Source organism: Thermomonospora echinospora (assembly GCF_900108175.1).
Classification (GTDB): domain Bacteria; phylum Actinomycetota; class Actinomycetes; order Streptosporangiales; family Streptosporangiaceae; genus Thermomonospora; species Thermomonospora echinospora.
Window position 1 is genome coordinate 1 of record NZ_FNVO01000025.1, and the last position, 23,173, is coordinate 23,173.

At 71.3% G+C, this 23,173-nt stretch carries 22 protein-coding genes; 10 read left to right on the forward strand and 12 right to left on the reverse strand.

Annotated features, from left to right (window positions below; all coding sequences use genetic code 11):
• The 3 genes from C4U03_RS33970 to C4U03_RS33980 form a co-directional block, all read left to right on the forward strand.
• Positions 1-1,113: aldehyde dehydrogenase family protein (locus C4U03_RS33970; RefSeq protein WP_103943981.1), on the forward strand; the 1,113-nt coding region annotated here is incomplete at its 5' end.
• A gap of 46 nt (positions 1,114-1,159) precedes the next feature.
• Positions 1,160-2,047, forward strand: a complete 888-nt coding sequence (locus C4U03_RS33975) for an aldehyde dehydrogenase family protein (RefSeq protein ID WP_103943915.1) — start codon at positions 1,160-1,162, stop codon at positions 2,045-2,047.
• Between the two features lie 109 nt (positions 2,048-2,156).
• A complete protein-coding gene (locus C4U03_RS33980; RefSeq protein ID WP_103943916.1) occupies positions 2,157-2,414 on the forward strand; it encodes a hypothetical protein in 258 nt (85 codons plus the stop codon).
• Positions 2,415-2,530: 116 nt separating this feature from the next.
• Here C4U03_RS33980 and fmdA read toward each other — a convergent pair whose 3' ends face one another.
• Complete coding sequence (gene fmdA, locus C4U03_RS33985) at positions 2,531-3,778, reverse strand: formamidase (RefSeq protein ID WP_103943917.1); 1,248 nt, start codon at positions 3,776-3,778, stop codon at positions 2,531-2,533.
• 88 nt (positions 3,779-3,866) lie between these two features.
• On the reverse strand, positions 3,867-4,145 hold the full coding sequence (locus tag C4U03_RS33990; RefSeq protein ID WP_235018316.1) for an FmdB family zinc ribbon protein: 279 nt from the start codon (positions 4,143-4,145) through the stop codon (positions 3,867-3,869).
• Between the two features lie 286 nt (positions 4,146-4,431).
• Here C4U03_RS33990 and C4U03_RS33995 point away from each other — a divergent pair, with 286 nt between their 5' ends.
• Positions 4,432-5,487, forward strand: a complete 1,056-nt coding sequence (locus tag C4U03_RS33995) for a methyltransferase (protein WP_235018314.1) — start codon at positions 4,432-4,434, stop codon at positions 5,485-5,487.
• Positions 5,488-5,744: 257 nt separating this feature from the next.
• Here C4U03_RS33995 and C4U03_RS34000 read toward each other — a convergent pair whose 3' ends face one another.
• Positions 5,745-9,059 carry an AfsR/SARP family transcriptional regulator gene (locus C4U03_RS34000; RefSeq protein ID WP_103943919.1) on the reverse strand — a complete coding sequence of 1,105 codons (3,315 nt, stop codon included), beginning with the start codon at positions 9,057-9,059 and terminating at the stop codon, positions 5,745-5,747.
• A gap of 234 nt (positions 9,060-9,293) precedes the next feature.
• Here C4U03_RS34000 and C4U03_RS34005 point away from each other — a divergent pair, with 234 nt between their 5' ends.
• A complete protein-coding gene (locus tag C4U03_RS34005; RefSeq protein ID WP_103943920.1) occupies positions 9,294-12,320 on the forward strand; it encodes a BTAD domain-containing putative transcriptional regulator in 3,027 nt (1,008 codons plus the stop codon).
• On the opposite strand, the gene C4U03_RS34010 is transcribed toward C4U03_RS34005, so the two are convergent.
• The gene (locus C4U03_RS34010) at positions 12,295-13,446 is read right to left on the reverse strand and encodes an LLM class flavin-dependent oxidoreductase (RefSeq protein ID WP_160147186.1); all 1,152 of its coding nucleotides are present in this window, start codon (positions 13,444-13,446) and stop codon (positions 12,295-12,297) included. The genes C4U03_RS34005 and C4U03_RS34010 overlap by 26 nt on opposite strands.
• A 215-nt stretch (positions 13,447-13,661) precedes the next feature.
• Between C4U03_RS34010 and C4U03_RS34015 the strand changes: the two genes are divergently transcribed.
• Positions 13,662-14,087, forward strand: coding sequence for an LppU/SCO3897 family protein (locus C4U03_RS34015; RefSeq protein WP_146087618.1), 426 nt, complete (start codon positions 13,662-13,664; stop codon positions 14,085-14,087).
• Positions 14,088-14,326: 239 nt separating this feature from the next.
• Here the strand turns inward: C4U03_RS34015 and C4U03_RS34020 are convergent, their stop codons facing one another.
• Positions 14,327-15,244: a LysR family transcriptional regulator gene (locus C4U03_RS34020; RefSeq protein ID WP_103943923.1), complete on the reverse strand. Its 918-nt coding sequence runs from the start codon at positions 15,242-15,244 to the stop codon at positions 14,327-14,329.
• A 114-nt stretch (positions 15,245-15,358) separates the two neighbouring features.
• Here C4U03_RS34020 and C4U03_RS34025 point away from each other — a divergent pair, with 114 nt between their 5' ends.
• From C4U03_RS34025 to C4U03_RS34035, 4 genes are all read left to right on the forward strand, one after another.
• Positions 15,359-15,664 (forward strand): hypothetical protein, encoded by a 306-nt coding sequence (locus tag C4U03_RS34025; RefSeq protein ID WP_146087619.1) that lies wholly within the window; start codon positions 15,359-15,361, stop codon positions 15,662-15,664.
• Positions 15,665-15,680: 16 nt separating this feature from the next.
• Positions 15,681-16,031: a DoxX family protein gene (locus C4U03_RS34030; protein ID WP_103943925.1), complete on the forward strand. Its 351-nt coding sequence runs from the start codon at positions 15,681-15,683 to the stop codon at positions 16,029-16,031.
• Positions 16,028-16,267 carry an IS1096 element passenger TnpR family protein gene (locus C4U03_RS43080; protein WP_146087620.1) on the forward strand — a complete coding sequence of 80 codons (240 nt, stop codon included), beginning with the start codon at positions 16,028-16,030 and terminating at the stop codon, positions 16,265-16,267. The genes C4U03_RS34030 and C4U03_RS43080 overlap by 4 nt, the downstream gene beginning before the upstream one ends.
• A gap of 67 nt (positions 16,268-16,334) precedes the next feature.
• On the forward strand, positions 16,335-18,281 hold the full coding sequence (locus tag C4U03_RS34035) for a hypothetical protein (protein WP_103943926.1): 1,947 nt from the start codon (positions 16,335-16,337) through the stop codon (positions 18,279-18,281).
• Between the two features lie 150 nt (positions 18,282-18,431).
• Here the strand turns inward: C4U03_RS34035 and C4U03_RS34040 are convergent, their stop codons facing one another.
• The 7 genes from C4U03_RS34040 to C4U03_RS34070 form a co-directional block, all read right to left on the reverse strand.
• Positions 18,432-18,899 (reverse strand): hypothetical protein, encoded by a 468-nt coding sequence (locus tag C4U03_RS34040; protein ID WP_103943927.1) that lies wholly within the window; start codon positions 18,897-18,899, stop codon positions 18,432-18,434.
• A 150-nt stretch (positions 18,900-19,049) separates the two neighbouring features.
• Entirely contained in the window at positions 19,050-19,625 is a 576-nt protein-coding gene (locus C4U03_RS34045; protein ID WP_103943928.1) for a TetR/AcrR family transcriptional regulator, read from the reverse strand.
• Positions 19,622-20,206, reverse strand: coding sequence for a sugar O-acetyltransferase (locus tag C4U03_RS34050; protein WP_103943983.1), 585 nt, complete (start codon positions 20,204-20,206; stop codon positions 19,622-19,624). The genes C4U03_RS34045 and C4U03_RS34050 overlap by 4 nt, the downstream gene beginning before the upstream one ends.
• A 138-nt stretch (positions 20,207-20,344) precedes the next feature.
• Complete coding sequence (gene ppk2, locus C4U03_RS34055; RefSeq protein ID WP_103943929.1) at positions 20,345-21,169, reverse strand: polyphosphate kinase 2; 825 nt, start codon at positions 21,167-21,169, stop codon at positions 20,345-20,347.
• Positions 21,170-21,242: 73 nt separating this feature from the next.
• Positions 21,243-21,611 carry a hypothetical protein gene (locus C4U03_RS34060; RefSeq protein WP_103943930.1) on the reverse strand — a complete coding sequence of 123 codons (369 nt, stop codon included), beginning with the start codon at positions 21,609-21,611 and terminating at the stop codon, positions 21,243-21,245.
• A 31-nt stretch (positions 21,612-21,642) separates the two neighbouring features.
• On the reverse strand, positions 21,643-21,852 hold the full coding sequence (locus C4U03_RS34065; RefSeq protein WP_103943931.1) for a hypothetical protein: 210 nt from the start codon (positions 21,850-21,852) through the stop codon (positions 21,643-21,645).
• A gap of 170 nt (positions 21,853-22,022) precedes the next feature.
• On the reverse strand, positions 22,023-23,168 hold the full coding sequence (locus tag C4U03_RS34070) for an acyl-CoA dehydrogenase family protein (protein WP_103943932.1): 1,146 nt from the start codon (positions 23,166-23,168) through the stop codon (positions 22,023-22,025).
• Positions 23,169-23,173 lie beyond the last annotated feature (5 nt).

Genomic DNA, 23,173 nt, shown 5'->3' on the forward strand with positions numbered 1-23,173 from the left:
GATAACGGTAAGCCGATCCGGGAGTCGCGGGATGTGGATGTGCCGTTGGTGGCGGCGTATTTCTTCTACTACGCGGGGTGGGCGGACAAGCTGGAGCATGCCGGGTTCGGGGCCGATCCTGGGCCGGTGGGGGTGGCCGGGCAGATCATCCCGTGGAACTTCCCGCTGCTCATGCTGGCGTGGAAGATCGCCCCCGCGTTGGCGTGTGGGAACACCGTGGTGCTCAAGCCGGCCGAGACGACGCCGTTGACGGCGTTGGTGTTCGCTGACATCTGTCGGCAGGCCGACCTGCCGGCGGGGGTGGTCAACATCGTCACCGGGGCGGGGGAGACCGGCCGGGTGTTGGCCGCTCACCCGGGGGTGGACAAGGTGGCGTTCACCGGCTCGACGGAGGTGGGTAAGCAGATCGCCCGCGCGGTGGCCGGCAGCCGCAAGCGGCTGACGCTGGAGTTGGGTGGTAAGGCCGCCAACATCGTGTTCGAGGATGCCCCGTTGGATCAGGCGGTGGAGGGGGTGGTCAACGGGATCTTCTTCAACCAGGGGCAGGTGTGCTGCGCCGGCTCGCGGCTGCTGGTGCAGGAATCGATCGCCGAGGAGTTGCTGGAGCGCCTCAAGGCGCGGATGGCGACGCTGCGGGTGGGGGACCCGTTGGATAAGAACACCGATGTGGGGGCGATCAACTCCGCCGCCCAACTCGCCAAGATCCGGGAGTTGGCGCAGGCCGGTGAGGATGAGGGCGCGGCGCGTTGGTCGCCGGCGTGTGTGTTGCCGCAGCGGGGGTTTTGGTTTGCGCCGACGGTGTTCACCGGGGTGGCGCAATCGCATCGGATCGCGCGGGAGGAGATCTTCGGGCCGGTGTTGTCGGTGTTGACCTTCCGCACTCCGGCCGAGGCGGTGGAGAAGGCCAACAACACCCCCTACGGGCTGTCGGCGGGGGTGTGGACCGACAAGGGGTCACGGATGTTGTGGATGGCGCAGCGGCTGCGCGCCGGGGTGGTGTGGGCCAACACCTTCAACAAGTTCGACCCCGCCTCCCCGTTCGGCGGCTACAAGGAATCCGGTTTCGGCCGCGAGGGCGGACGCCACGGACTGGAGGCCTACCTCAATGTCTAACCCAACCCCCAACACGCCGGTGCCCGATTCGCCGTCCGGTTCGCCGATGCCTGCTTCGCCGAGGTCTGGTCCCAGGTCTGGTGCGCCGCGCTTGGCCGTGCGTAAGACCTACAAGTTGTTCATCGCCGGGGCCTTCCCCCGCTCGGAGTCCGGCAGGTCGTACGTGGTCAACGACGCCAAGGGCGCCTTCCTGGCCTATGCCGCCCACGCCTCCCGCAAAGACGCCCGCGACGCCGTCACGGCGGCGCGTAAGGCGTTCGCCGGCTGGGCGGGGCGTGCCGCCTACAACCGGGGGCAGATCCTGTACCGCATCGCCGAGATGCTGGAGGGCCGCCGCGCCCAGTTCATCGACGAACTCCGCGCCGCAGGATTGGCCAAGACCGCCGCGGCCGGTGAGGTGGAGGCGGCCATCGACCGGTGGGTGTGGTACGCTGGCTGGGCCGACAAACTCACCACCGTCGCCGGGTCGGCCAACCCGATCTCCGGGCCGTTCTTCAACGTCTCCACCCCCGAACCCACCGGTGTCGTCGCCGTCATCGCCCCCGACTCCCCCCTGCTCGGCCTGGTCTCGGTCCTCGCCCCCGTCATCGTGACCGGTAACACCTGTGTGGTCATCGCCTCCGAGCCGGCGCCGCTACCGGCGATCACCCTGGCCGAGGTGCTGGCCACCTCCGACCTCCCGGGCGGGGTGGTCAACATCCTCACCGGCCACCGCGAGGAGTTGGCCCCCATCCTGGCCAGCCACATGGACGTCAACGCCCTCGACCTGGCCGGCACCCCCACCGACCAGGCCGGCCCCCTACAAGAGGCCGCCGCCGGCAACCTCAAACGGGTGCTGCCCCCCACCGGCGACGAGTGGACCACCGACCCCGCAACCACCCGGATGACCGCCTTCCTAGAAACCAAAACCGTCTGGCACCCCATCGGAGTGTGATCCCAGCGTCCGTCCAGCGTCGGCGCCGGTCGTCGGTATCGGCGCCGACAGCCGGACGGACGCGGAGGCCACCCGGCCACCGAAGCCCTCCGATGCAGACACGCGCACCATGAGCCCGCGCAGGCCGTCGGTCTGCCTTGAGGATGTCGCCGACGACGAACTGCCGAAGCTGGTGCCGCACCTGCCGTCGGGCTTTGGGGACCGGTTCGTTCCGCCGCGGACTTCATCGGGTCGTCCCATCCGGCGCGCCTGGCCATGCTCGTCCGTGTCGGAGGTGGTGGCGCAGGTCGCCCTCGGGCGCATCGTCCACGCCACCGTGACCCGGATGCAGATGTTCGAGAACCGGGAGGACATCTCCGCGGCATGAAGTCGCCCAGGTCGAAGGTGTCGTAGCCGCGCAATGGCTGCCGCTTTCGGGTGGGGTGGCGGCCCGGCCGGACTTTGGCGGCGTTGCCGGACCGCCTGGCGGGGTGGCCGCGCGGGTCAGGACGAGACCGCGCACCGGCCCCGGTCGGCCCGGCGTGGTCCCTCGGCGGTCGGGCGGATGTCGAAGTCGAAGATGGCGGTGGGCAGGTACAGCGAGCAGCAGGCGTTGGGGACGTCCACCACCTCGCTGAGGTGCCCCTCGATCGGCGCCCCGCCCAGCAGCAGGTAGGCCTGCTCGCCGCTGTAGCCGAAGGTCTTGAGGTACTCGATGGCGTTGAGGCAGGCGTTGCGGTAGGCCACGGTGGCGTCGAGGTAGTGGTTGGTGTCGGACCGGCGGTCCACGGAGATCCCGACGAACGACAGGAACTCCGCATAGCGCGGCTCCACGTTGCCGGGCATGAAGACCGGGTTGTCGGTGACGCCGTACTTGCCCATGCCGTCCTTGATCAGGTCGACGTGGAGGTCGATGAAGCCGCCCATCTCGATGGCCCCGCAGAAGGTGATCTCGCCGTCCCCCTGGCTGAAGTGCAGGTCGCCGGTCGACAGCAGCGCCCCCGGCACGTACACCGGGAAGAAGACGCGCGAGCCCCGGGTGAAGTTCTTGATGTCCTGGTTGCCGCCGTTCTCACGCGGCGGGACGGTGCGCGCGCCCTCGCGCCCGACCCTGGCGGCCGCCTCCCCGGTGAGTGTGCCGGCGAGCGCGGTGTCCGCCGTCGGCGGCATCGCCAGTGGCGGTACCCGCTCCGGGTCGGTGTCGATGAGCGCCTGTTCCCGGGCGTTCCACCGGGCCAGCAGTTCCGGGGACGGTGCCGTGCCGACCAGCCCGGGATGGGTGATGCCGGTGAAGCGCACCCCGGGCAGGTGCCGGGAGGTGGCGGCCTGGCCGTGGAAGTCCCAGACGGCTTTGTAGGCGTCCGGATAGTAGTCGGTGAGGAAGCCGCCGCCGTTGTGCCGGGCGAAGATCCCGGTGTACCCCCAGCCCTGGCCGGAGACCGGCCCGGTCTCCTGCGGGACGGGGCCGAGTTCGAGGATGTCGACCACTAAGAGGTCCCCCGGTTCGGCGCCCTCCACGGCGATGGGGCCGCTCAGCATGTGGCAGACCGTCAGGTCGGCGTCGCGCACATCATTGGCGGAGTCGTTGTTGCCGATCTGGTTGTCGGTCCAGTCCCGGCACTCCAGGCGGAACTCCGCTCCCGGTCGTACGGTCGCCGCCGGGGGGATGTCGGGGTGCCACCGGTTGTGGCCCGGGACGGACTGGTCGCGCATCGACCGCGCCTGGTCGACGCTGAACAGGACTTCGGGCATGAGTGCCTCCGTGGCTGTGAGCTGGATCGGCCTGGACCGGCCTGGATCGGTTCGGCATGGCCGTCGGCGCGTTCGCGGAACTCCGCTCTCAGGGCCGGGGCAGCCGGGCGTGACGCGGATCGGCCGCCGGCGCGGGACGGCGCGGGGCCTCGGGAACCCGGGTCACGACCCGGGGCTCGTGCGCGCTGGCCTCCTGGGCGTCCCGGGCCCGGTTCAGCGGGTGGCCGGGCCGGGTGAGCGACGGCGCGGTGAACACCCGCCGTGCGGTGCCGCCGCAGTGCGGGCAGCGCCGTTCGGGGCCCGCCCGCCCCATGGGCAGCGCGACGTCGAAGGGGCCGCATCCGGCGCAGCGGTATCCGTAGGTCACCAAGGCGAGTCCTCCCAGCGGCTTGTCCGGGTGCTGTCTGCTGGCTGGGCGGCCATTGCGTGGATGACCTGTATTCCTCGCCCGGAGACCGTTACACCTGATCAGGACGCCCCAAAGGGCATCGGCCGGTGCCGCGTCCCCGCGTTCCCGCCGGCTGACCGCGCCACCCGGAACGCCCGGGACGCGCACATCGCCTCCCTCAGGCGCGGGCGGCGCCGCGGCGGCAACCGCGCGGCAACCGGTGCCTCGTATCCATGAGGTCGAGCACACCAGAAGGGAACACCTCATGGACATCGACCAGGACAAGCTGCACGATTTCCTGCACCGGTTCGTCGGGGACCTCGGTGCGGTGATGGCGGCCGGTGGCATCGTGGTCGGCGAACGGCTCGGCCTCTACCAGGCGCTCGCCGACAAGCCGCAGCAGCCGGCCGAGCTCGCCGAGCGCACCGGGACCGCCCCGCGGTACGTGGAGGAGTGGCTGCGCGGCCAGGCCGCCGGCGGCTACGTCGAGTACGACGAGAACTCGGGCGTCTACTCCCTCACCGCCGAGCAGGCGTTCGCGCTGACCGACCCGGACGGCCCCCTGTACGCACCGGGCGCCTTCCAGCTCGCCCTGGGGGCGTTGCGTGCCCTGCCGCAGGTCACCGCCGCGTTCCGTACCGGCGAAGGGGTCGGCTGGCACGAGCACGACGAGGACGTGTTCATCGGCTGCGAGCGGTTCTTCCGCCCCGGCTACACCGCCCACCTGCTCACCGACTGGCTCCCGGCGCTCGACGGCGTCGGCGCCAAGCTGAACTCCGGCGCCCGGGTCGCCGACGTCGGATGCGGGCTCGGCGCGTCGACCATCCTGATGGCCCAGGCGTTCCCGCGGTCGGAGTTCGTCGGCTCCGACTACCACGAGGGCTCGATCGCGAAGGCCCGCTCCCGGGCCGCCGACGCCGGCTGCGACGACCGGCTGACGTTCCAGGTGGCCTCCGCCCAGACCTTCAACGGCGGTCCCTACGACCTGGTCACGACCTTCGACTGCCTGCACGACATGGGCGACCCGCTCGCGGCGGCCCGGCACGTCCGCCGGTCGCTGGCCCCGGACGGCACCTGGATGATCGTCGAGCCGTTCGCCGGTGACACGGTCGCCGACAACCTCGGCCCGGTCGGCCGCGTCTACTACTCCTTCTCCGCGTTCCTCTGCGTGCCCAACGCGCTCTCCCAGGACGGCGGCTACTCGCTCGGCGCGCAGGCCGGCGAGCGGCCGATACGGGAACTGACGGCCGAGGCCGGCTTCACCCGCTTCCAGCGCGTCGCCGAGACCCCGTTCAACATCGTCTACGAGGTCCGCCCCTGAGCGCGGACGTCCCGTGGCCCGGGGCACCGGGATCCCGCAGGGAGGTCTCCGGGTCAGGACGCCCGCAAGCGCGTCCTGACCATCACCAAGACGCAGGGGGTCTCCGGGCGGGGACTCGCCCTGGTGACCGAAGGATGAGCGCGCCGCACACGCGTACCCGGCGATGAGTCTGCCGGCTCTTCGATCCGCCGGGTACGCCCGCAGCGGCCTTTGACGGGGACGCAGGCCCGGCATGCCGCCGGGCCTGCGTCCCGTTTTCACGATCCCGGGCGGCCATCCGACGGGGTGAGCGTGGTCGTGTCCGCGGAGTCGGGCGTACGGCCGCCGGCTTCGCGAAGGGCCGCCCTGATGCTCGTCTGGAGCGGCCCGGCGCCGCAGAAGGCCGCCAGCTCCAGCGCGGCCGTCAGCCGGGCCCGTGCCTCCTCCGGACGTCCCGCCCGCCGCAGCGCGTCCCCGAACGCGTGCAGGGACCTGGCGCGTTCAAGGGTGGCCTGGGTGAGATCCAGCAGCCGTACGGACTCGGCCAGCATCTCCAGCCGCCGTGGTCCGGACTCGACCGAGGCCGCGAACCGGAGTGCGCGGCCGACCGCCCGCGGGGTGTCCCAGACCGTGGCGACGTCGAGCAGGTCAGCGGCGACGTCGCGGGCCTCCTCCATCCGCCCGAGCGAGACCAGGCACCGGATGAGCGGCGCGCGCCAGTCGCTGACCAGCGGGTTCACCAGGGGCCGCGATCGGCAGTCGTCCCGGGCCGCCAGGGCGACCTCGAAGGCGCGCTGGGTGTCGCCCCTGGCGAGATGGATGGCGATCTCACCCTGCGAGTAGAGGATCGGGGTGAGGCCCGACGCCTGCGCGGCCTCCACCTGGCTCAGCACGGCCGCCGCCTCCTGGACCTGCCCGGTCGCCACCAGCGCCTTCATGTGCACGTCCGCGACGAAGATCTCCCCGAGGCCCATCGTGGCGTAGGCGCTGGTCTCCCACGCCTGGCGGGAGTGGGCGACCGACTCGGCCAGCCGGCCCTGGATGTACAGGTACTCCGCCCGGAAGTAGAGGGCCGGTGAGAGCCCGCGCAGGGACCCCGACCGGCGGCTGTGATCGAACAGCGTGTCCACCGACGCCATCAGCCGAGGCGTGTCACAGGCGCGCAGCGCGTAGAACGCGCAGGTCAGCATCGTCTCACCGGCCGGATCCCCGATCAGCCGGTCCCCTTCGAGCGCGTTCAGCGCCCGCCGTTCGGCCGAACGGCGCCGGTTCTGGTACATGTCGTGCAGCGCCAGGCCGGACTCCAGCATGAGGCCGCCCAGGGTGGAGGTGTCGACCGGCCGGGCGGCGTAGTCGTCGATCAGGGCGACCAGGTCGGATCCGTTCCGCGCCCCGTAGGCGACCATCGCCACGCACGACCGCAACGCCAGCCGCGTGCCGGTCGAGGCCGCATGGTCGCGTTCGAGCGATGCCTGGCACACCCGGGCGGCCTCTCTGGGGCGGCAGGTCAGCCACAGGACGGTGGCGAGGGAGAAGGAGACCTGCGCGCGCCTGTCGGGGTCGGGCTCCAAGGCCAGCGCCTCGGCCAGGTGCTCGATGCCCCGGGGCGCGTCGATGAGGGACTCGACGGTCCCGAGCCGGGTGAGCATGCCGGCCCTCCGGTCGCCGAGGTCCTCCTCCAGGGCCCGCCGCAGGAAGGCGACCGCGCCGTTGACCGAGCCGCGCGCCAGGCTGGCGTCGGCCGCTTCGCTCAGCACCGGTACGGGGTCCAGCGAGCCGAGACCGGGCGGAACCCGCACCAGGTGGGTGGCCGCCTTGATCGGGTCGTGGGCGTGCACCTGGGCGGCCCGCAGATGCAGGTCCGTCCGCTCCGCCTCCGGGATCGCGTCATAGACGGCCGTACGGATCAGGGGATGGCCGAAGGAGAACCGGACGGGCACTCCGTCGGCCGTCACGAGCTGGCTGGACACCAGGGGGGCCAGCGCGTCCAGCGCCTCCTGAGGCGAGGTCCGGGCCACCTGCGCGACCAGGCCGCCGCCCACCTCGTCGCCGAGGACGGCCAGGACCCGCGCCGCGGTGACGGCCGCGGCGGGTAGATAGCGCAGTTGCCGGGTGACGTACCGGGCGACGCTCGGGGAGCCCTCCGGCTGGGCGGGATCACCGCCGGTCTGGGCGAGTTCGCGCAGCAGGAACGGGTTGCCGCGGGTCAGGGCGTGACACCGGTCGACCAGGTCGGCGTCCGGTTCGGTGTCGGTGAGGAGGGCCAGCAGCCGTGCGCAGCCCGCCCGGGTGAGCGGCTGGAGCGTCCGGGTGACGGTGTGCGGCAGCCCGGCGATGACCGAGACGATGCGGCCGAGGCGCTCGTGGCCCGGCCGCGTCCCGATGACCAGGACGGCGCGCAGGCCGTCGAGCCGGGTGGCCAGATAGGCCAGGAACTGGGCCGTCGCCGCGTCCGTCCAGTGCAGGTCGTCGATGCTGATCAGCAGCGGGTGCCGGGACGCCAGGGAGCCGGTCAGCCGGTACAGCGCGTTGATGATCGCGTACTCGCCCGCTCCGGCGGGGACGATCTCCTCCGCCGGAGCCTGCCGCTGGAACAGCAGCCGCGCGCAGCCCCAGGCGTAGTCGGTCTCCAGGTCGGTGCTGCGGGCGGTGAGCACGGTGAACCCCATGGCCGCCGCCCGCTTGCGCGCATGGTCGAGCACGCTGGTCTTTCCGATGCCCGCCGGACCCTCGAACAGCAGCACCCGGCCCTCGCCGTCGCGCAGGACCTCATCGAGCGCCCGCTCGATCAGCCCCGTCTCCTTGGCTCGTTCCACCAGGACCGCGCCGCCGCCTCCGGACGCCGGCGCCGCCGGCACCGGATCCAGTCCGGGGTCCTGGCGCAGCACCGCGGCCTGCAGATCCCGCAGCGGGCCGCTCGGGTCGATGCCCAGCTCCTCCCGCAGCCGCGCCCGCAGCCCGCGAAAGACTGCCAGCGCATCGGCCTGCCTGCCGCTCCGGTACAGCGCGATCATCAGCTGCCCGTGCAGGTCCTCGTCGAACGGATGCCGCCCCGCCAGCTCCTCCAGCTCCGGCACCAGCTCCCCATGCCGCCCCAGCGCCAGCCGGCACTCCAGAGCGGCATGCTCGGCGGCCCGGCGCATCCGCTCCAGCCGTTCGGCCTCCTGCTCGAACCACGGCAACCCCGCCACGTCCGCCAGGGACCGCCCGCGCCACAACGCCAGCGCCTGTTCCAGCGCCGCCAGGCGCTCGGCGGGCTCTCCCGGGCCCCGGCCCCGCTCGATCAGCTCCTCGGCCAGCCGGAGGTCGGTCGTCAGCGCGCCCAGGACATAGCCGGGGGGCCGGGCCATGACGGCCTCCGCCGTCCCGAGGAGGCGGCGCAGGTAGGAGACGTGGCTCTGCAGCGAGTTCACCGCCGTGGCGGGCGGTTCCCCGTCCCACACCGCGTCGATGAGCTGGTCGACGCCCACCACGTCCCCGGGACGCAGCGCCAGCCGGGCCAGGACCGCCTTGCGCCGCAGTCCGGGCACCGGCCGGACCTCGTCGGCCACCGTCACGTCCACCGGCCCCAGCAGCCGCACCACGACCGACATCACATCCCCAACCGCCGCCCAAGGGATGCTGAGAGGCTACCCCGTCGGTCACCTGCGGGGCCGGTGTGACCGAAACCGGTCATTGACAATTCACCGTGGTTCTATTAGGGAACCCGGTGGCGGGAAAAGGCCGAAAGTGTGCCAGCATGCATTCTCCGAAAAGCCGCTGACGTGGTGCTGAAGCCGTGCTGAATCGGCCGAAAACGCAGGTCACGGCGGACCTACGATGACGGCATGAACGGGTCGCCGATGGTGCAGCCCGCCGTTCACGGGGGCGCTGGAATTCCGCTCGGCGGATGGCACATCGATGTGCTCGGTCCGCTTGAGGTACGCCGGGCCGGGCAGGTCGTCGAGTTGCCGCCGCGGCGCCGGAGCCTGCTCGCCGTCCTCGCGCTGCGGGCGGGCACGATGGTCACGGTCGACGGGCTGGTGGACGCCCTGTGGGGTGAGGACCCCCCGCCCACCGCGGTCCGCACCCTGCACGCCCACATCGCCAAGCTGGCCGCCCTGCTGCCGGGGAACGGGGACGAACGGCTCATCCGGCGCAGGGACCCGGGATACCTGCTGGACGCGGAAACGGCCCGGGTGGACCGGGTCCGGTTCGAGGAGCTCATCACCGGCGGACTGCGGCACGTCGCCGACGGCCGTTTCGCCGAGTCGGCCCGCATGCTGTCGAGAGCGCTGGCGCTGTGGCGGGGGGAGGCCCTCGCCGACTGCCCGGTGCACGGATGGGCGCTCACCGAGGTGGACCACCTCCACGAAATGCGGCTCCAGGCGCACGAAGGGCTGCTGGCGTCCAGGCTGGTGCTGGGCGGCCTCCCGGAGTCCGGCACCGGGGAGATCGAGCGTCTGGTGGCGCAGCACCCGTTCCGGGAACGCCTGTGGGAGCTGCTGATCGTCGCGCTGCACCTCGGCGGCCGGACGGGCGACGCGCTGAACGCCTATCACCGGGTGCGCCGCGGACTGGTCGAAGAGCTCGGCCTGGACCCGGGAGAAGGGCTGCGCCAGGTCGAGGCGGGTGTCCTGCGGGGCGTGACCGACCCGCGTGAGCTGCTGCGTTTGCCGACCGGCAGGACCCCCGCCGGCACCGGGCCGCTGACCGTTCCGCAGCAGGTCACCACGCTCATCGGGCGGGAGGCCGAGATCACCGGGATCCGGGAGCTGCTGCGCGCCGCCCGGCTGGTCACGCTCACCGGTCTCGGCGGCATCGGCAAGACCAGCCTGGCGGTCGCGGCGTCGCGGGCCGCCGCCGACGACTTCGCGGACATCGCGTTCGTCGACCTCGCCCCCTCCGACGACGAGGCGAGCATCGTGGCGGCGATCGCCGAGGCGCTGGGCGTGCATCCCCGCGGCGGCCGGCTCCTCGACGAGATCGCCCGGCGGATCTCCTGCGACCGGGTCCTCCTGGTCGTCGACAACTGCGAGCACCTTGTCGAAGCCTGCGCGCCGATCGTCCGGGAGCTCCTCGGACGCTGCCCGCACCTGCGTGTCCTCGCCACCAGCCAGCAGGCGCTCCGGGTGCCGGGGGAGGCGCTCAAACCGGTGCCGGAGCTGCGCGTCCCGCCGCCCGCCCTGGTGCGGTCGGGGACGGACCTGGTCGGGCACGACGCGGCCGTCCTGTTCGCCGACCGGGCCGGGATCGGGAAGCTGGAGACGCTGTCGACACGGGACGCCCGTGCCGTCGCCACCATCTGCGCCCGCTGCCACGGGCTGCCGCTGGCCATCGAACTGGCGGCCGCGCGAGCCCGGATGTTCACCCTGCCGGAGATGGCGCACCGGCTCCAGGATCCGTTCGCGGTGCTGACCGAGGGGCCCCGCGGAGCGCGGCCCCAGCATCGGGCGCTGCGGGCGACGGTCGAGTGGAGCTACCGGCTGCTCACCGCCGAGGAACGCCGGGCGCTGCGCCGGTTCAGCGTGTTCAACGGCGCGTTCACCCTGGAGGCGGCCGGAGCCGTGCACCCGGAGACGGCGCCGTTGGAGATGCTGGGCCGGCTGGTGGACAAGTCGCTGGTGAAGGTGGTGCGGACGGCCGCGGGCACCCGCTACCAGCTCGTCGCCACCATCCGCGCCTTCGCGCTCGACCGTTCGCGGGCCCACCCGGACGAGCACGCCCGGACGCGGCAGGACCATGCGCGGCACCACCGGCGTCAGGCGGAGGAGATCGAACGGCGGTTGCAGGGCCCGCAACTGGACTCCCAGGTGGTACAGATCGCCGAACGCCACGAGGACGTCCGAGCGGCGCTCACCTGGCTGACCGAGAACGACCCGGAGGGAGCGCTGCGGCTGGCCGCCTCGCTGTGGCGCTACCACTACCTGCGCGGCGGCTACGCCGAAGGCCGGGCCTGGCTGTCGTCGGCGCTCGCGGCCCGCACCCCCGAGGTGCCGTCCGGCACCCAGGCCAAGGCGTTGTGGGCGCTGGCCAAACTCGCCGCGCTGGAATGCGACTACCGGGAGGCCGACGAGCACGCCCGGCGCGCCCTGGAGCTGTACACACGGGACGGCGACGTCACCGGCGTGGCGCGGTCCCGGGCGCTGCTCGGCGCGATCGCCCGGGAGCTGGGGCACTACGACCGGGCTCTGGAGTACGCCCACCAGTCGCTGGCCGCGGCCGAACGCGGCGGCGACCGGTGGGCGACGGGCCACGCGCTGCAACTGCTGGGGTTCGTGTCCTGGCTCTCCGGCGACTGGGACTCCGCCGGCCGGTACTCCGAGCAGGCCATGCACTGCTTCCGGCCCATCGGCGACCATGAGCGGCTGGCCTGGTGCCAGATCGACCTCGGCGCGGCCGCCTACTACGCGGGCGACCTCGACACCGCCGCCCGCCACCTGCACCGGTCCCTGCTGATGTCGTTCGGGATCCGGTTCCGGGAGGGCATCGCCTGGGCCGAGAACCTGCTCGCCCTGATCGACCTGCGCCAGGGCCGCCGAAGGCAGGCGCTGCGCCGGCTGGTCACCAGCCTGGAACTGCATCACGAACTGGGCGACCGGTGGCGGCTGGCCAGCGTGCTGGACGCACTCGCGGGCGCGCTCGCCGGGCACGACGCGCCGCTGGCGGCGGAACTGCTCGGGACGGCCGGATGGCTCCGGGACGGGATGGGCGCGCTGGTTCCGGCCTGCGAACGCGCGGAGCTCGCGGCGACCCGGGCGCGGATCGTGGACCGCATCGGCGCCGAGGCCGTCGAGCGGGCATCCGCCCTGGGCCGGTGGCAGGACGTGACGGCCCTGGCCGAGCGGGTCAGGCTCGGCTCAGCCGCCCGATGACCCCGTCCCCGAACCGGGCGATCGTCTCCACCGTGCGGGCGTGGTCAACGGCGCCCGCGCAGGTCATAAAGACCAGGTGGTCGATGCCGTAGTCGTCGGCCAGCCCCGCCACCTGCTCGCCCACGCCGTCGGGAGTCCCCAGCAGCATCGCGCCGGTGGAGACGAGCTCGTCGAGGGTACGCGGAACGGCGGCCGCCCGGTCGTCGAAGAAGCCGAACTCGGCGAGCCAGTCACAGATGTAGGGCACGGCCTGCTCACCCGTGCGCAGCGCCTGCTCGTGGGTCGCGGCGACGGCAAGGAAACGGCAGAGCGCGATCCCGCCGCCCGGCTCCCAGCGGTTCAGGTAGATGTTGCGGCCGTGGCGGGTGGCCGCTCGCGTGTAGGACTCGGTCACCTCCCGGATCCGGCACGGCTCGGTTTCCGCCGTCACCAGGGTGCTGCCCACGCGGGCGGCCCACTCGACGGTCCGCGGTCCTCCGGTCAGCACCGTGTAGAGCGGCGGGTGCGGGGACTGCAAGGGCTTCGGCACCGCCCCGATCCGGGTGAGCGCATCGTCCCCGACGCTCGCGCCGAGCCGTTGGGAAACCGGGTGACGCCAGGCCAGACCCGGCGGCGGGACCTGGATGAACGCGCCGTCATAGGCCCACAGCTCCTCCGTCCACGCCAGCCGCATCACCTCGAACCACTCCTCGAAGAGCGCACGGCTGTCGGCGCGTGCCCCGAAGTGCTGCCCCAGCACCCCGGCCGAACGGGACCGGTGGGCGAAGCTCAGCCCCACGTCCAGCCGCCCCCCGGTGAGGTGGTCGGCGACCGCGATGTCCTCGGCCAGCCGCAACGGATTCCAGGACGGCACCGCCAGCCCCAACTGCCCGTGCCGCAGCCGCGACGTGTGCTGGGCCAGGTAGACGTTCACCAGCAGGGGATTGGGCGTCACCTGGTAGCCCTCGACCTCGAAATGCTGCTCGGCCAGCATGAGCGAGGTCCAGCCGGCCTGGTCGGCGGCGACCGCCTGCTCGCGCAGTTCGGCGATCGCCGAACCGTACAACTGCGGCTCCAGTCCGAGCAGCCCGGTCCCGAGCCGATCCGCCGAGCCGACCGCCACCGGGTGCAACAGCGAGAACTTCACCCGCCCAGCATGTCGAGACCGGCTGAAAACCCGCTGAAGCGCCTCTGAAACAGGGGCGGCTTCTTGTGGTGATGCCCGTCGGCCTCGGGTTTCTCCAGGTCGGGCGAGCCGACCGGCGAACGTGCCAGTCGGTGAGCGGGGCGGCAACCGCGCGGCAACAGGGACTCGGTACCAAGGAGCGGTTTCGTCCATCGCCAGAACCAACGGGAGTAACCGTGAGCGATCCCTACAGCCAGGGCCCGCAGCAACCCCAGTACGTCAGTGGTCCACCGCAGTCATGGACTCCGCCGCAGCCGCCGCCCAGAGGGAAGAATCGCGGGACGGTGGTCGGGCTCGTCGTGCTGGCCGTCATCGTCGGATTCATCGGCGTCGCCGGCTACCTGTCCAGCAAGAGCGACCCGGACACCGCCGCCATCGGCGACTGTGTCGCCCGCGGGAGCGGCTCCAGCATCAGAGTGGTCGAGTGCACGGACCCTGCCAGCGACTACAAGGTCGTCGGCAAGGTTCCGGACAAGACCCAGGTCCAGTTCAACATCAGTTCGCAGCGCATCTGCAACCCGTTCCCGACGGCCAAGAGCGCCTACTGGAAGGGCGAGTCCGGAGGCAAGGGCTACGTGCTCTGCCTGGCCCCCGTCAAATAACCCCCGCCAAGCCGGGATGCCGGCATATGCCGTGAAGGCGACCGGTGGCCGGCCACGCTCCATCGCGTGGCCGACCTTCGTCGGGTACGGCTGGGAGTTGAGAGCGGGCGTCCTCCCACCAGTCATTGATCGTCAGCGTGCAGCGCATGCTCGCCGCGGACGCCGGAGGCACCGACACGAGCCCGATGCTCCCGGCCGTGAACGCCGTCGCGAGGTCCACCGCTTTCCGGGCACTCCCGTCATTGGCCAGGGCGAGAGGCGTTCTCGTCGTGCCGGGGCGGTCGGCAGGCCAGGCAGCAGCGGACGAAGTCCTGGACGAGGAGGTCGGTGTCGTCGGCCGGTGTCCAGGCCACGCCGACCTCGCTGGGGCTGATGCCGGTGACGGGCCGATAGGTGATGCCCGGGCGGGCGTAGTAACGAGCGGCGGATTCGGGGGCCAGGGCGATGCCGTAGCCGTTGGCTATCGCGCTCAGCCAGTCGTCGGGCTGGTCGACGACGGCGCCGATACGGACGGGCTGGCCGTCACGTTCGTCGGCCGCGAGCCAGAAGTCCCTCCAGTGTCCGGTTTCGGCGGGGGCCGCGACGAACGGCTCGTTCCACAGGTCGGAGAAGGGGATCACCTCGCACGCGGCGAGCGGGTGCGCGGTGGGGAGCGCGACGCAGCGGGGCTCGGTGAACAGCGCTCGTGTCCTGAGGGTTTCCTGCCCGGGGAAGGGGAGCCGGAGCAGGGCGACGTCGACGTCTGCCGTGGCGAGCCCGGCGGTGGGGTCCGACCAGGTGGCCTGCCGCATCTGCGCCCGCCAGTCCGGTCGGCGGCGGGTGAACTCCGCGATGATCCGCTGGGTGGTCTCGTTGGCGGCGCTGGCCAGGTAGCCGATCCGCAGGACGCGCTCGGCCGCGTTCCTGGTCTCCCGCAGGATCCGTTCCCAGTCGGCCAGCAGGCCGGGTACGCGCTCGGCGAGGACCCGGCCCGGCTCGGTGAGGGTCATGCCGGCCCGTGAGCGGGTGAACAACCGTACGTCCAGCAGGGTCTCCAACTGCTTGATCTGTTTGGTGAGCGCCGGCTGTGAGATGAAGAGCCGTTCCGCGGCGCGGGTCAGGTTTCCCTCCTCGGCCACGACCGCGAAGTACCGCAACAACCGGGTGTCGACATCCATGCCGCCAAGTTATGGATGCAGGTATTGGACGCCGGATTCGGTCCCCGGGAACCCTTGTCGGCAGAGGCGGGCAGCGGGCTCGCCGACTCCCTCACACGACGCGCTGGAGAAGCCATGCCTGTTTTCATGATTTCGTACCGGGTGGCCGACGAAGGGATCGCCGAGGTCACCGAGGCGATCGGGAAGGCCTTCGCCGCGGTGGAGGCGCAGCGGCCGGACGGCATCCGATACGCCTACCTCCGCCGGGCCGAAGGCAACGAGTTCGTCGCCCTGCTGGACCTCGCCGAGGGTGTCGAGAACCCGCTGCCCGGCATCGCCGAGGCACGCCGACTACAGGAGACCGTGGCCAAGTGGGCGGTGGGACCGGCCCCGGCGCCTCAGCCGTTCAAGGTCATCGGCGACTACCGCATGCTGGGCTGAACGGGGAACGGCGGAAATGTGCGTCGCTTATGTCGTGGTCACGATCGCCACGATCGCAGCCAATGCGGCAATCGCCGTCGCGGACCTGGCCGGAGCCAGGTTCGTCCTGGCCAACTCGGCGGAAGTGGGCCTGCCGCGCTCCTGGATACCCCCGCTCGGCTGGCTGAAAGCCGCCGGAGCCGCCGGGCTGACGCTGGGCCTGCTGGGCCTACGGCCCCTCGGGATCGCCGCCGCCGCCGGACTGGTGCTGTTCTTCCTCGGCGCGGTCATCGCCCACATCCGCGCCCGCGTCTTCCACAACATCGCCTTCCCCGGCGCTTACCTGGCGCTGGCCATAGGCTCCTTCACCCTGGCCGTCACACAGTGACCACACGAAGGCGACACGGCCGACCCGACCCGGGGTTGGGGCTCGTGGACCGGGACGAACGACAGACCAGGCTGGACGATATCGCCCGGTACGGTGACCGGATCCGGTACGAGTACGACGTCAGCGACGGCTGGGAACATGAACTGCACATCGCGGAGAGCCCATTCGTCATCGTCGGCGCTGGGGCCGGACGCAGATCGATGATCTTGCCTGCACGACCTCGACCTGATGTATAGGGTCACCTCAAGATCGAAAAGGGCTGAGCTTCGTCAGTGCCGGCCTCTGATCCCCCGAGGAGACACCGTGCGGCGGTTCGGCTCTTGCGCGCTCGTCCTTCTGCTGGCAGGCACTGCCGTCGTCGGGCCGGCCACTGCCCCCGCGGCGGCGGACAACACCGGGATCGCCGTCCAGGCGACGCTCGACCGCATGGATCCGGCACATCCCGTCAAGCTCGATCTGCGGGCGAGTTCACCGAAGGGCATCACGGATGTCAGGGTGAAGCTCCGGCACCTCAAGCGCGATGCCGAGCCGTACGCCGTCGTTGAGGACTTCACCCGCTACGAGGGGGACGACAAGAACGGCAAATGGCGGGCCACCTACCCGGCCGACATCGAGGCCCGGCCGGGTCTCACCCTGGTCGAGGTCGAGGCCGACGTGGCCGACGGCACCGTCAAGAACGGCTGGTTCAGTTCCTTCAACGCCTGTTATGCCACCACACTCACGGATGTGTCGGTGCAGCCGGACGTCATCGACATCGACGACCGGGACATCAGCGTCCGGGGCCGTGCCATGTTCCAGCGGTCACGGGACCACGCCCCCGAGCCGGTGGCGCATACCCCGGCTTATCTGCAGGGGCTGCGTGACAGTGCCGTGCACACCGATGAGAACGGCTGGTTCCAGTACCGCGCCACGGTGAGCCCTTGGAACAACACCGTTCATCCCTACGTGGAAGCCGGCGTTGATGCACCGTCGTGCGCCGCCTCCGTGGGGACGACCCTCAAGACGACTCCGCAGGAGACCGAGATCTCCGCCCGGCTGGTCGAGCCCACCGGGCGGATCAACGTCGGTGACCCGGTCGTCATCGAGGGCAGGGTGCTGCGCAAGGCGGCCTCCGGGAAGGCGCCCGCCGACATCACCGTCCAGGCCGGGATCGGCACCAGCCCTGGTGGCAGCGACTACATCCACCTGGCGGAGGCGGCCACCAACGCGGACGGGACGTTCCGCCTTCAGGCGCCCGCACCGCAGGCCGGGTCGGTGTTGGTGCGCGCCCTGCCGACCCCCTTCCTCACCGAGAGCCGGGCGTCGGCCGGTGACATCGACGTGATCCATCCGACGAAGATCACCGAATTCTCCGCGCGCAAGGAGAGCGGCGGCCGGGTGAGGCTGGAGGGAATCCTGCACCGGCAGGAGACCACGGGCTTGGCACCCCTGCGGGACCGGCGGGTGAGCATCGAATTCTCGACCGACGGCAAGAAGTGGTCCAAGGAGCTTGACGCCCAGACCGGCCACTTCGGCCACTTCGTCGGCATTTCCCAGACACCGTTCGACGGGTACTGGCGAGCACGCTACGTGGGCGGGGGCGCCGAGCTTCCAACGCGGAGCCCGGCCCAGTACGTACAGGTGTACACGCCGACCCGCTTCTCGGTGTTCAACGCCGCCCCCGAACCGGTCGGCAAGGGCTCGACCGTGACCGCCAAAGGCCGCCTGCTCGAATCCGGTGCGACCGGTGAGCGGCCACTGCCGAACGCGCCCGTGAGCCTGCTGTTCTCCACCGACGGTGATGTGTGGTACAGGGCGGGGAAAGGCCGCACCGGGCGAGACGGCTGGGTGACCCTGTCGGCCACCGCCAAGAAGGACGGCCGGTGGCGGATGGTGTACAACGCAGACTCCGATCACCGTGCCGCCTACAGTCCCGCCGACTATGTGGACGTACGCCTCCGGACCTCCGTCACCTCGTTCAACGCCGCCCCGGAGCCCGTCCGCAGGGGCGCGATGCTGACGGTGAGCGGACGCCTGAACCGCTACGACGCGAGCTGGGCGCCAATCGCCGGTGAGCGGACGCTGACGGTGTACTTCCGCGCCGCAGGCACCACCAAATGGACGAAGGCGGGCACGGTCACCACCGGAAAGAAGGGCTGGTTCAGCAAGCGGTTCAAGGCCACCAGGAGCGGAAGCTGGCGGGTCTCCTACACCGGCAACACCGCCTACCTGCCCACCCTCAGCACCATCGATCAGGTCGACGTCCGCTGAAACCCGCGGTTCCGCACCCATCCACGAGAACCTGAGCTCAGCCCCGTCAGCGGTCGGTGTCCTTGGGGTGGCGAGGGGACGCGTAGATGATCCACACGGTGCGGTCGTCGTCTGGCGGTGGGACGGTGACCCTGTCTCCTTGTTTGGGGCTCAAGGGGTGACCTTGACGGGATCGAAGTTGCCAGAGGTCGGCCGGAGCGCCTCCTTGTACTCGGTGTGGTCTGCCTTGATCTGTGCGGTGGCGCGCCAGTTCGTGATGACCTCTTGGGCGTTGGTGTCGAGGTCGAGTTCGGCTGCGTCGGACAGGGCGTTGACCAGTTCCACGGTGAAGGCGCGGACCTCTTCGGTGCTCAGGTGGCGTGCCCAGGGGAACACGTCGGGCATGGCGAGCAGCAGGGCCCGAGCGCTGGGATCATGCTTCATGAGCGCCAGGAAGATCCGTGACGCGGTCGTCAGGCTCTCGTCGCGCTGTTCCTCGCGGTCGGCGGCCGTGAGGTAGAAGTCGGGGGCGTCCCGATGGGTCACCCGCAGCCGGCCGAGGCGCGCGGCACGCTCGGCCACGGACTTGGGATTGCGGGACAGGTCGGAGAAGGTCACTGCGTCCGCGGTGGTGCTCATACCACCAGCATACTCAGATCATGTTCTGAAGTTCGATGTGTATCGGTGCGGGATGCCGGTGCCGTCGGGAAGCCGGGCGGTTCATCGGTGGTGGGCACGGTGGCGGCGGACATCGGCGACTCCGGCCGAGTGGTGACGGGCAAGGGGATGTCAGCGCAGGTGTCGGTGGATGGCGTGGCGGATCTGTTCGGGCGTCATCGGGTCGGTTGACAGGGCGCTGTGCAGCACGAGTCCTTCGATGAGCGCGTCGAGTTCCCGGGCGGTGGTGGCGTCGAAGTGGCGTTCCAATGCTTGGCGGCTGCGCTGCATCCAGGCCTGTGTGACGGCCCGCAGGGCCGGGTTGCGCGCCGCGGCCACGTACAGCTCCACGGTCAGGACGAGGTCGTGCTGCGAGCCGAGCAGGTCCTCCGACACCAGCGTGATGACGGCCTCGATCGCCGCATCCCGGTCCCAGGCGGCCTCCAGACGTTCATCGAAGACACCGGCCACCGCGTCGGCGTGCCGGGTGAACGCCTCGATGAGGACCTCCTCCAGGGAGGCGAAGTGGTAGGTCATCGAGCCCAGCGGCACGTCCGCGACGCGGGCGATCTCCCGGTGCGTCGTCCCGGCCACGCCGCGCTCGGCGATGACGGTGCGCGCGGCGTCGATCAGCCGGTCCCGCCGCCCGGGGTCGTGCCGGCGAGGCCGCCGCGCGGCGGGCGGCCGTGAGGCAGCGGGGCCGCTCATGCCGTGCCCGGCTCGATCGTGCGGATCACCCGGGCGGGACTGCCCACCGCGACGACGTTCGCCGGCAGATCGCGGGTGACCACCGCACCGGCGCCGACGACGGTGTTCTCCCCGATCGTGACCCCGGCCAGGACGATCGCCCCGCCGCCCAGCCAGACGTTGTCGCCGATGGTGATGGGTGCGGCGGCCTCCCACTTCGCCCGGCGGGGCTCCGGGTCCACCGGGTGGGTGGGGGTGAGCAGCTGAACGTTCGGGCCGATCTGCACGTCGTCGCCGATGGTGATCGGTGCGACGTCCAGGGCGACGAGACCGAAGTTGGCGAACGACCGGGCGCCGACGCGGATGTGGCTGCCGTAGTCCACCCGCAGCGGCGGGCGGATCTCCGTGCTCTCACCGACCGCTCCGAGCAACTCGGTGAGCAGCCGGTGCCGCTCCCACGCATCACGGGCCGGGGTCGCGTTGAACGCCTCCATCAGGTCCATGGCCCGCAGGCCGTGCTCGGCCAGCTCCGGGTCATCGGCGATGTACGGGTCACCGGCGAGCATCCGCTCCCGCATCGAGCGGCCATCCGAGTCGGGCATCATGCGTACGAGTGTACCTATGATATGTACGTCCGTACGTATCGTGAAGTGTGCGGCCGGTGGGCTCAGGCGCGTACGCACGGCGCCGGCACCGATGGGATGACCACTCCGTCCCGGCCGTCCAAGGCCGGGCCAGGGTCACGAGGGGTCACCGGAAATGAGGGTGGCGGCATGGTCGGGAACGTAGGTCTGGGTGTCGCGCGACGGCCGGCGGTAGCCCCTCGACGGGGGACGGGCGGGAAGCTCCAGTTCGGGTGGCCGCACGTCCTGGTAGGGGACGGTGGAGAGCAGATGGGCGATCATGTTGATCCGAGCGCGGCGTTTGTCGTCGGCCTCCACCACGTACCAGGGGGCTTCGGGGATGTCGGTGTGGACGAACATGTCGTCCTTGGCGAGGGAATAGTCCTCCCAGCGGCTGATCGATTCCAGATCCATCGGGGAGAGCTTCCAGCAGCGCAGGGGATCGTCGAGCCGTGCACGGAAGCGGCGTTCCTGCTCGCCGTCGCTGACGGAGAACCAGTACTTGCGCAGCAGGATCCCGTCCTCGACGAGCAGCCGTTCGAAGATGGGGCACTGGTGGAAGAAACGCCGGTACTCCTGTTCGGTGCAGAAGCCCATGACGCGCTCGACACCGGCCCGGTTGTACCAGGATCGGTCGAACAGCACGATCTCGCCGGCGGCGGGCAGGTGCTCGATGTACCGCTGCAAATACCACTGGGTGCGCTGCCGTTCGGTGGGAACGGGCAGCGCCGCGATCCGCGTGACACGGGGATTGAGGTACTCGGTGATCCGTTTGATCGCGCCGCCCTTGCCGGCCGCGTCGCGCCCTTCGAACACCACGACGAGGCGGGCGCCCTCGGCGCGTACCCATTCCTGCAGTTTCACCAGTTCGGCCTGGAGCCGAAGAAGCTCTTCGGCGTAGAGCCTGCGCGGGAGCCGCCTGGCCTTCTCAGGACCGTTCATCGCGAGCACCGCCCGGCGGGAGCTCCGGCCGCCCCGCCCGCGACGGCGGGCTGCGGGCGGGGCGCCGGAGGGATCACCTGTCCGCCTCCTCGAACGCGGTGGCGTGGTGGTGTCCGCGGCGGGCCCGCCGGTCGCGGGACATGTGCTCCAGCCTGTTCCGCAGCCGCTCACCGGTGAGGGCGACGGCGTGCGGCATGACGGGACCTGCGGCGTGCGCGTTCACCGGCCTGCCGTTCAGGTCGACCCGCACCGACACCATCGCGGGATTCGGCACCGCCGGGTCGGCCAGCACACCGAGGGTGAGATGCACCGACAGCACCGGGTCAGGGGCGTGCGCGAGCACCCGGATGATCACTTCCCGTGCCCGGTCGACGTCCTCGGGCGCGACCTGCTTGGAGACGGTGACACGGATGGCTGGGAGCGGTGCTTGCTGATGAGACACGACATCTCCTTCGCGAAGGGGGGAGTTCAGGTCAGCCGTGTACGCGGACGGTGTCGCCGGGCTCCTGCTCCAGAGGAATGGACGTGTCTAGGGGAATGGCCGTGGACGGCTCGCCCATCGTCCTGGACAGGATGGCGACGCTCTCCAACAGGGCGGCCACCGTGGACTCCAGGGTGCGGACCCGGTGTTCGAGAGCGGCTACCGAGGGGATGTCCGTGCCCAGGACGATCTGTCTGCTCATGATGGCTCCTGCCGGAGGCTGCGGTGTCTGACACCTCAAGGCTCCACCTGCGGCGGGTCTGGTTGTAGGGACGTTGGTCCCCTACGAACGGCCCTACGACCCGATGCGGAGCGGCCGGCGAAGGGCCGAAAGCGGTCCGCTTCGGCGCTGCCGGCCTGCGGCGGCGCGGATCAGGGGGCGTGCTCGCGGCCGAGGAGCCGGCGGGCCAGGACGAGGCGGGTGGCGCCGGCGGTGCCGTCGCCGAGTTCGGTGCCGATGAGGTCGCGGAGACGGCGGGCGATGGGGAGGTCCTCGGACCAGCCCTGGTGCCCGAAGGTGAGAAGGGCCTGGTGGGCAGCGTCCACGGCGGCCTTGGGAGCCCACCACTTGGCCATGTTGGCCTCCATGCGGTGGTCGAGGCCGGCGTCCTTGCGCCAGAGCGCCTCGTACGCCACCAGCCGGGCCATGTGCAGGGCGGTGGCGTGCTCCACCAGGGGGAACGCGACGCCCTGGTAGGTGCCGATGGGACGGCCGAAGGTCTCCCGGACACGGGCGTGGTCGAGGGCCTCGCGCAGGGACGCCGACGCGGCGCCCACGGCCATCAGGGCGATCAGCGCCCGCGAGTAGTCGAACCCCCGCATCACCTGGACGAACCCAAGGCCCGGACCGCCGATGACGGCATCCGCCCCCACCGCCACCCCGTCGAACGCCAGGGTGGACCGGCCGCCGGCCCGGCTGCCGAGGTCGTGCAGGGGCGTACGGGTGATGCCGGGCGCGTCCAAAGGAGTGAAGAAGGCGGTGACGCCGCGGGCGCCGGGACCACCTGTGCGGGCGAACACCACGCCGTGGGTCGCGTAGGCGCCGAGCATGGTGGACGTCTTCACGCCGTGCAGCACCCAGCCGGACCCCGACTCCTCCGCCCGCATCTCCACGCTCGCCGCGTCCGTCCCGTGGCCGGGCTCGGTCAGGCAGAGCGCGAGGACGGACTCCCCGGCGGCGACGGCGGGCAGCCATCGCCGGCACTGCTCGGGAGTCGCGTTGCCGTCCAGGATCGCTCCGATCAGCGCCGCGTTCAGCACGGCGTAGCAGGGGGTCAGGTCGCCCGCCGCCAGCTCCTCCAAGGCGATGCCGAGGCTCACCGAGTCCGCGCCGCGGCCGCCGTAGGCGGCGGGAACGCCGAGCGCGAACAGCTCCTGGGCGGCCAGCTCGGCGAACAGGCCGTCGCGGAACCGGCCCGTCCGGTCGGCCTCGGCGGCGAGCGGCGCCATCCGCTCGGCGGTGAACTCCCGGATCCGCTTGGCCAGGGCCTCCTGGTCGGGGGAGAACGCGAAGTCCATGGGGC

What these genes read in the sequence shown, in the direction of transcription:
- C4U03_RS34030 (WP_103943925.1), top strand. Translation starts at nt 15,681, where the DNA reads ATGTGCGTCGCTTATGTCGTGGTCACGATCGCCACGATCGCAGCCAAT.
- C4U03_RS34050 (WP_103943983.1), bottom strand. Translation starts at nt 20,206, where the DNA reads ATGCCCGACTCGGATGGCCGCTCGATGCGGGAGCGGATGCTCGCCGGT.
- C4U03_RS33980 (WP_103943916.1), top strand. Translation starts at nt 2,157, where the DNA reads ATGAGCCCGCGCAGGCCGTCGGTCTGCCTTGAGGATGTCGCCGACGAC.
- C4U03_RS34000 (WP_103943919.1), bottom strand. Translation starts at nt 9,059, where the DNA reads ATGTCGGTCGTGGTGCGGCTGCTGGGGCCGGTGGACGTGACGGTGGCC.
- C4U03_RS33975 (WP_103943915.1), top strand. Translation starts at nt 1,160, where the DNA reads ATGCCTGCTTCGCCGAGGTCTGGTCCCAGGTCTGGTGCGCCGCGCTTG.
- C4U03_RS34065 (WP_103943931.1), bottom strand. Translation starts at nt 21,852, where the DNA reads ATGAGCAGACAGATCGTCCTGGGCACGGACATCCCCTCGGTAGCCGCT.
- ppk2 (WP_103943929.1), bottom strand. Translation starts at nt 21,169, where the DNA reads ATGAACGGTCCTGAGAAGGCCAGGCGGCTCCCGCGCAGGCTCTACGCC.
- C4U03_RS33995 (WP_235018314.1), top strand. Translation starts at nt 4,432, where the DNA reads ATGGACATCGACCAGGACAAGCTGCACGATTTCCTGCACCGGTTCGTC.
- C4U03_RS34020 (WP_103943923.1), bottom strand. Translation starts at nt 15,244, where the DNA reads ATGGATGTCGACACCCGGTTGTTGCGGTACTTCGCGGTCGTGGCCGAG.
- fmdA (WP_103943917.1), bottom strand. Translation starts at nt 3,778, where the DNA reads ATGCCCGAAGTCCTGTTCAGCGTCGACCAGGCGCGGTCGATGCGCGAC.
- C4U03_RS34005 (WP_103943920.1), top strand. Translation starts at nt 9,294, where the DNA reads ATGAACGGGTCGCCGATGGTGCAGCCCGCCGTTCACGGGGGCGCTGGA.
- C4U03_RS34025 (WP_146087619.1), top strand. Translation starts at nt 15,359, where the DNA reads ATGCCTGTTTTCATGATTTCGTACCGGGTGGCCGACGAAGGGATCGCC.
- C4U03_RS34070 (WP_103943932.1), bottom strand. Translation starts at nt 23,168, where the DNA reads ATGGACTTCGCGTTCTCCCCCGACCAGGAGGCCCTGGCCAAGCGGATC.
- C4U03_RS34045 (WP_103943928.1), bottom strand. Translation starts at nt 19,625, where the DNA reads ATGAGCGGCCCCGCTGCCTCACGGCCGCCCGCCGCGCGGCGGCCTCGC.
- C4U03_RS34040 (WP_103943927.1), bottom strand. Translation starts at nt 18,899, where the DNA reads ATGAGCACCACCGCGGACGCAGTGACCTTCTCCGACCTGTCCCGCAAT.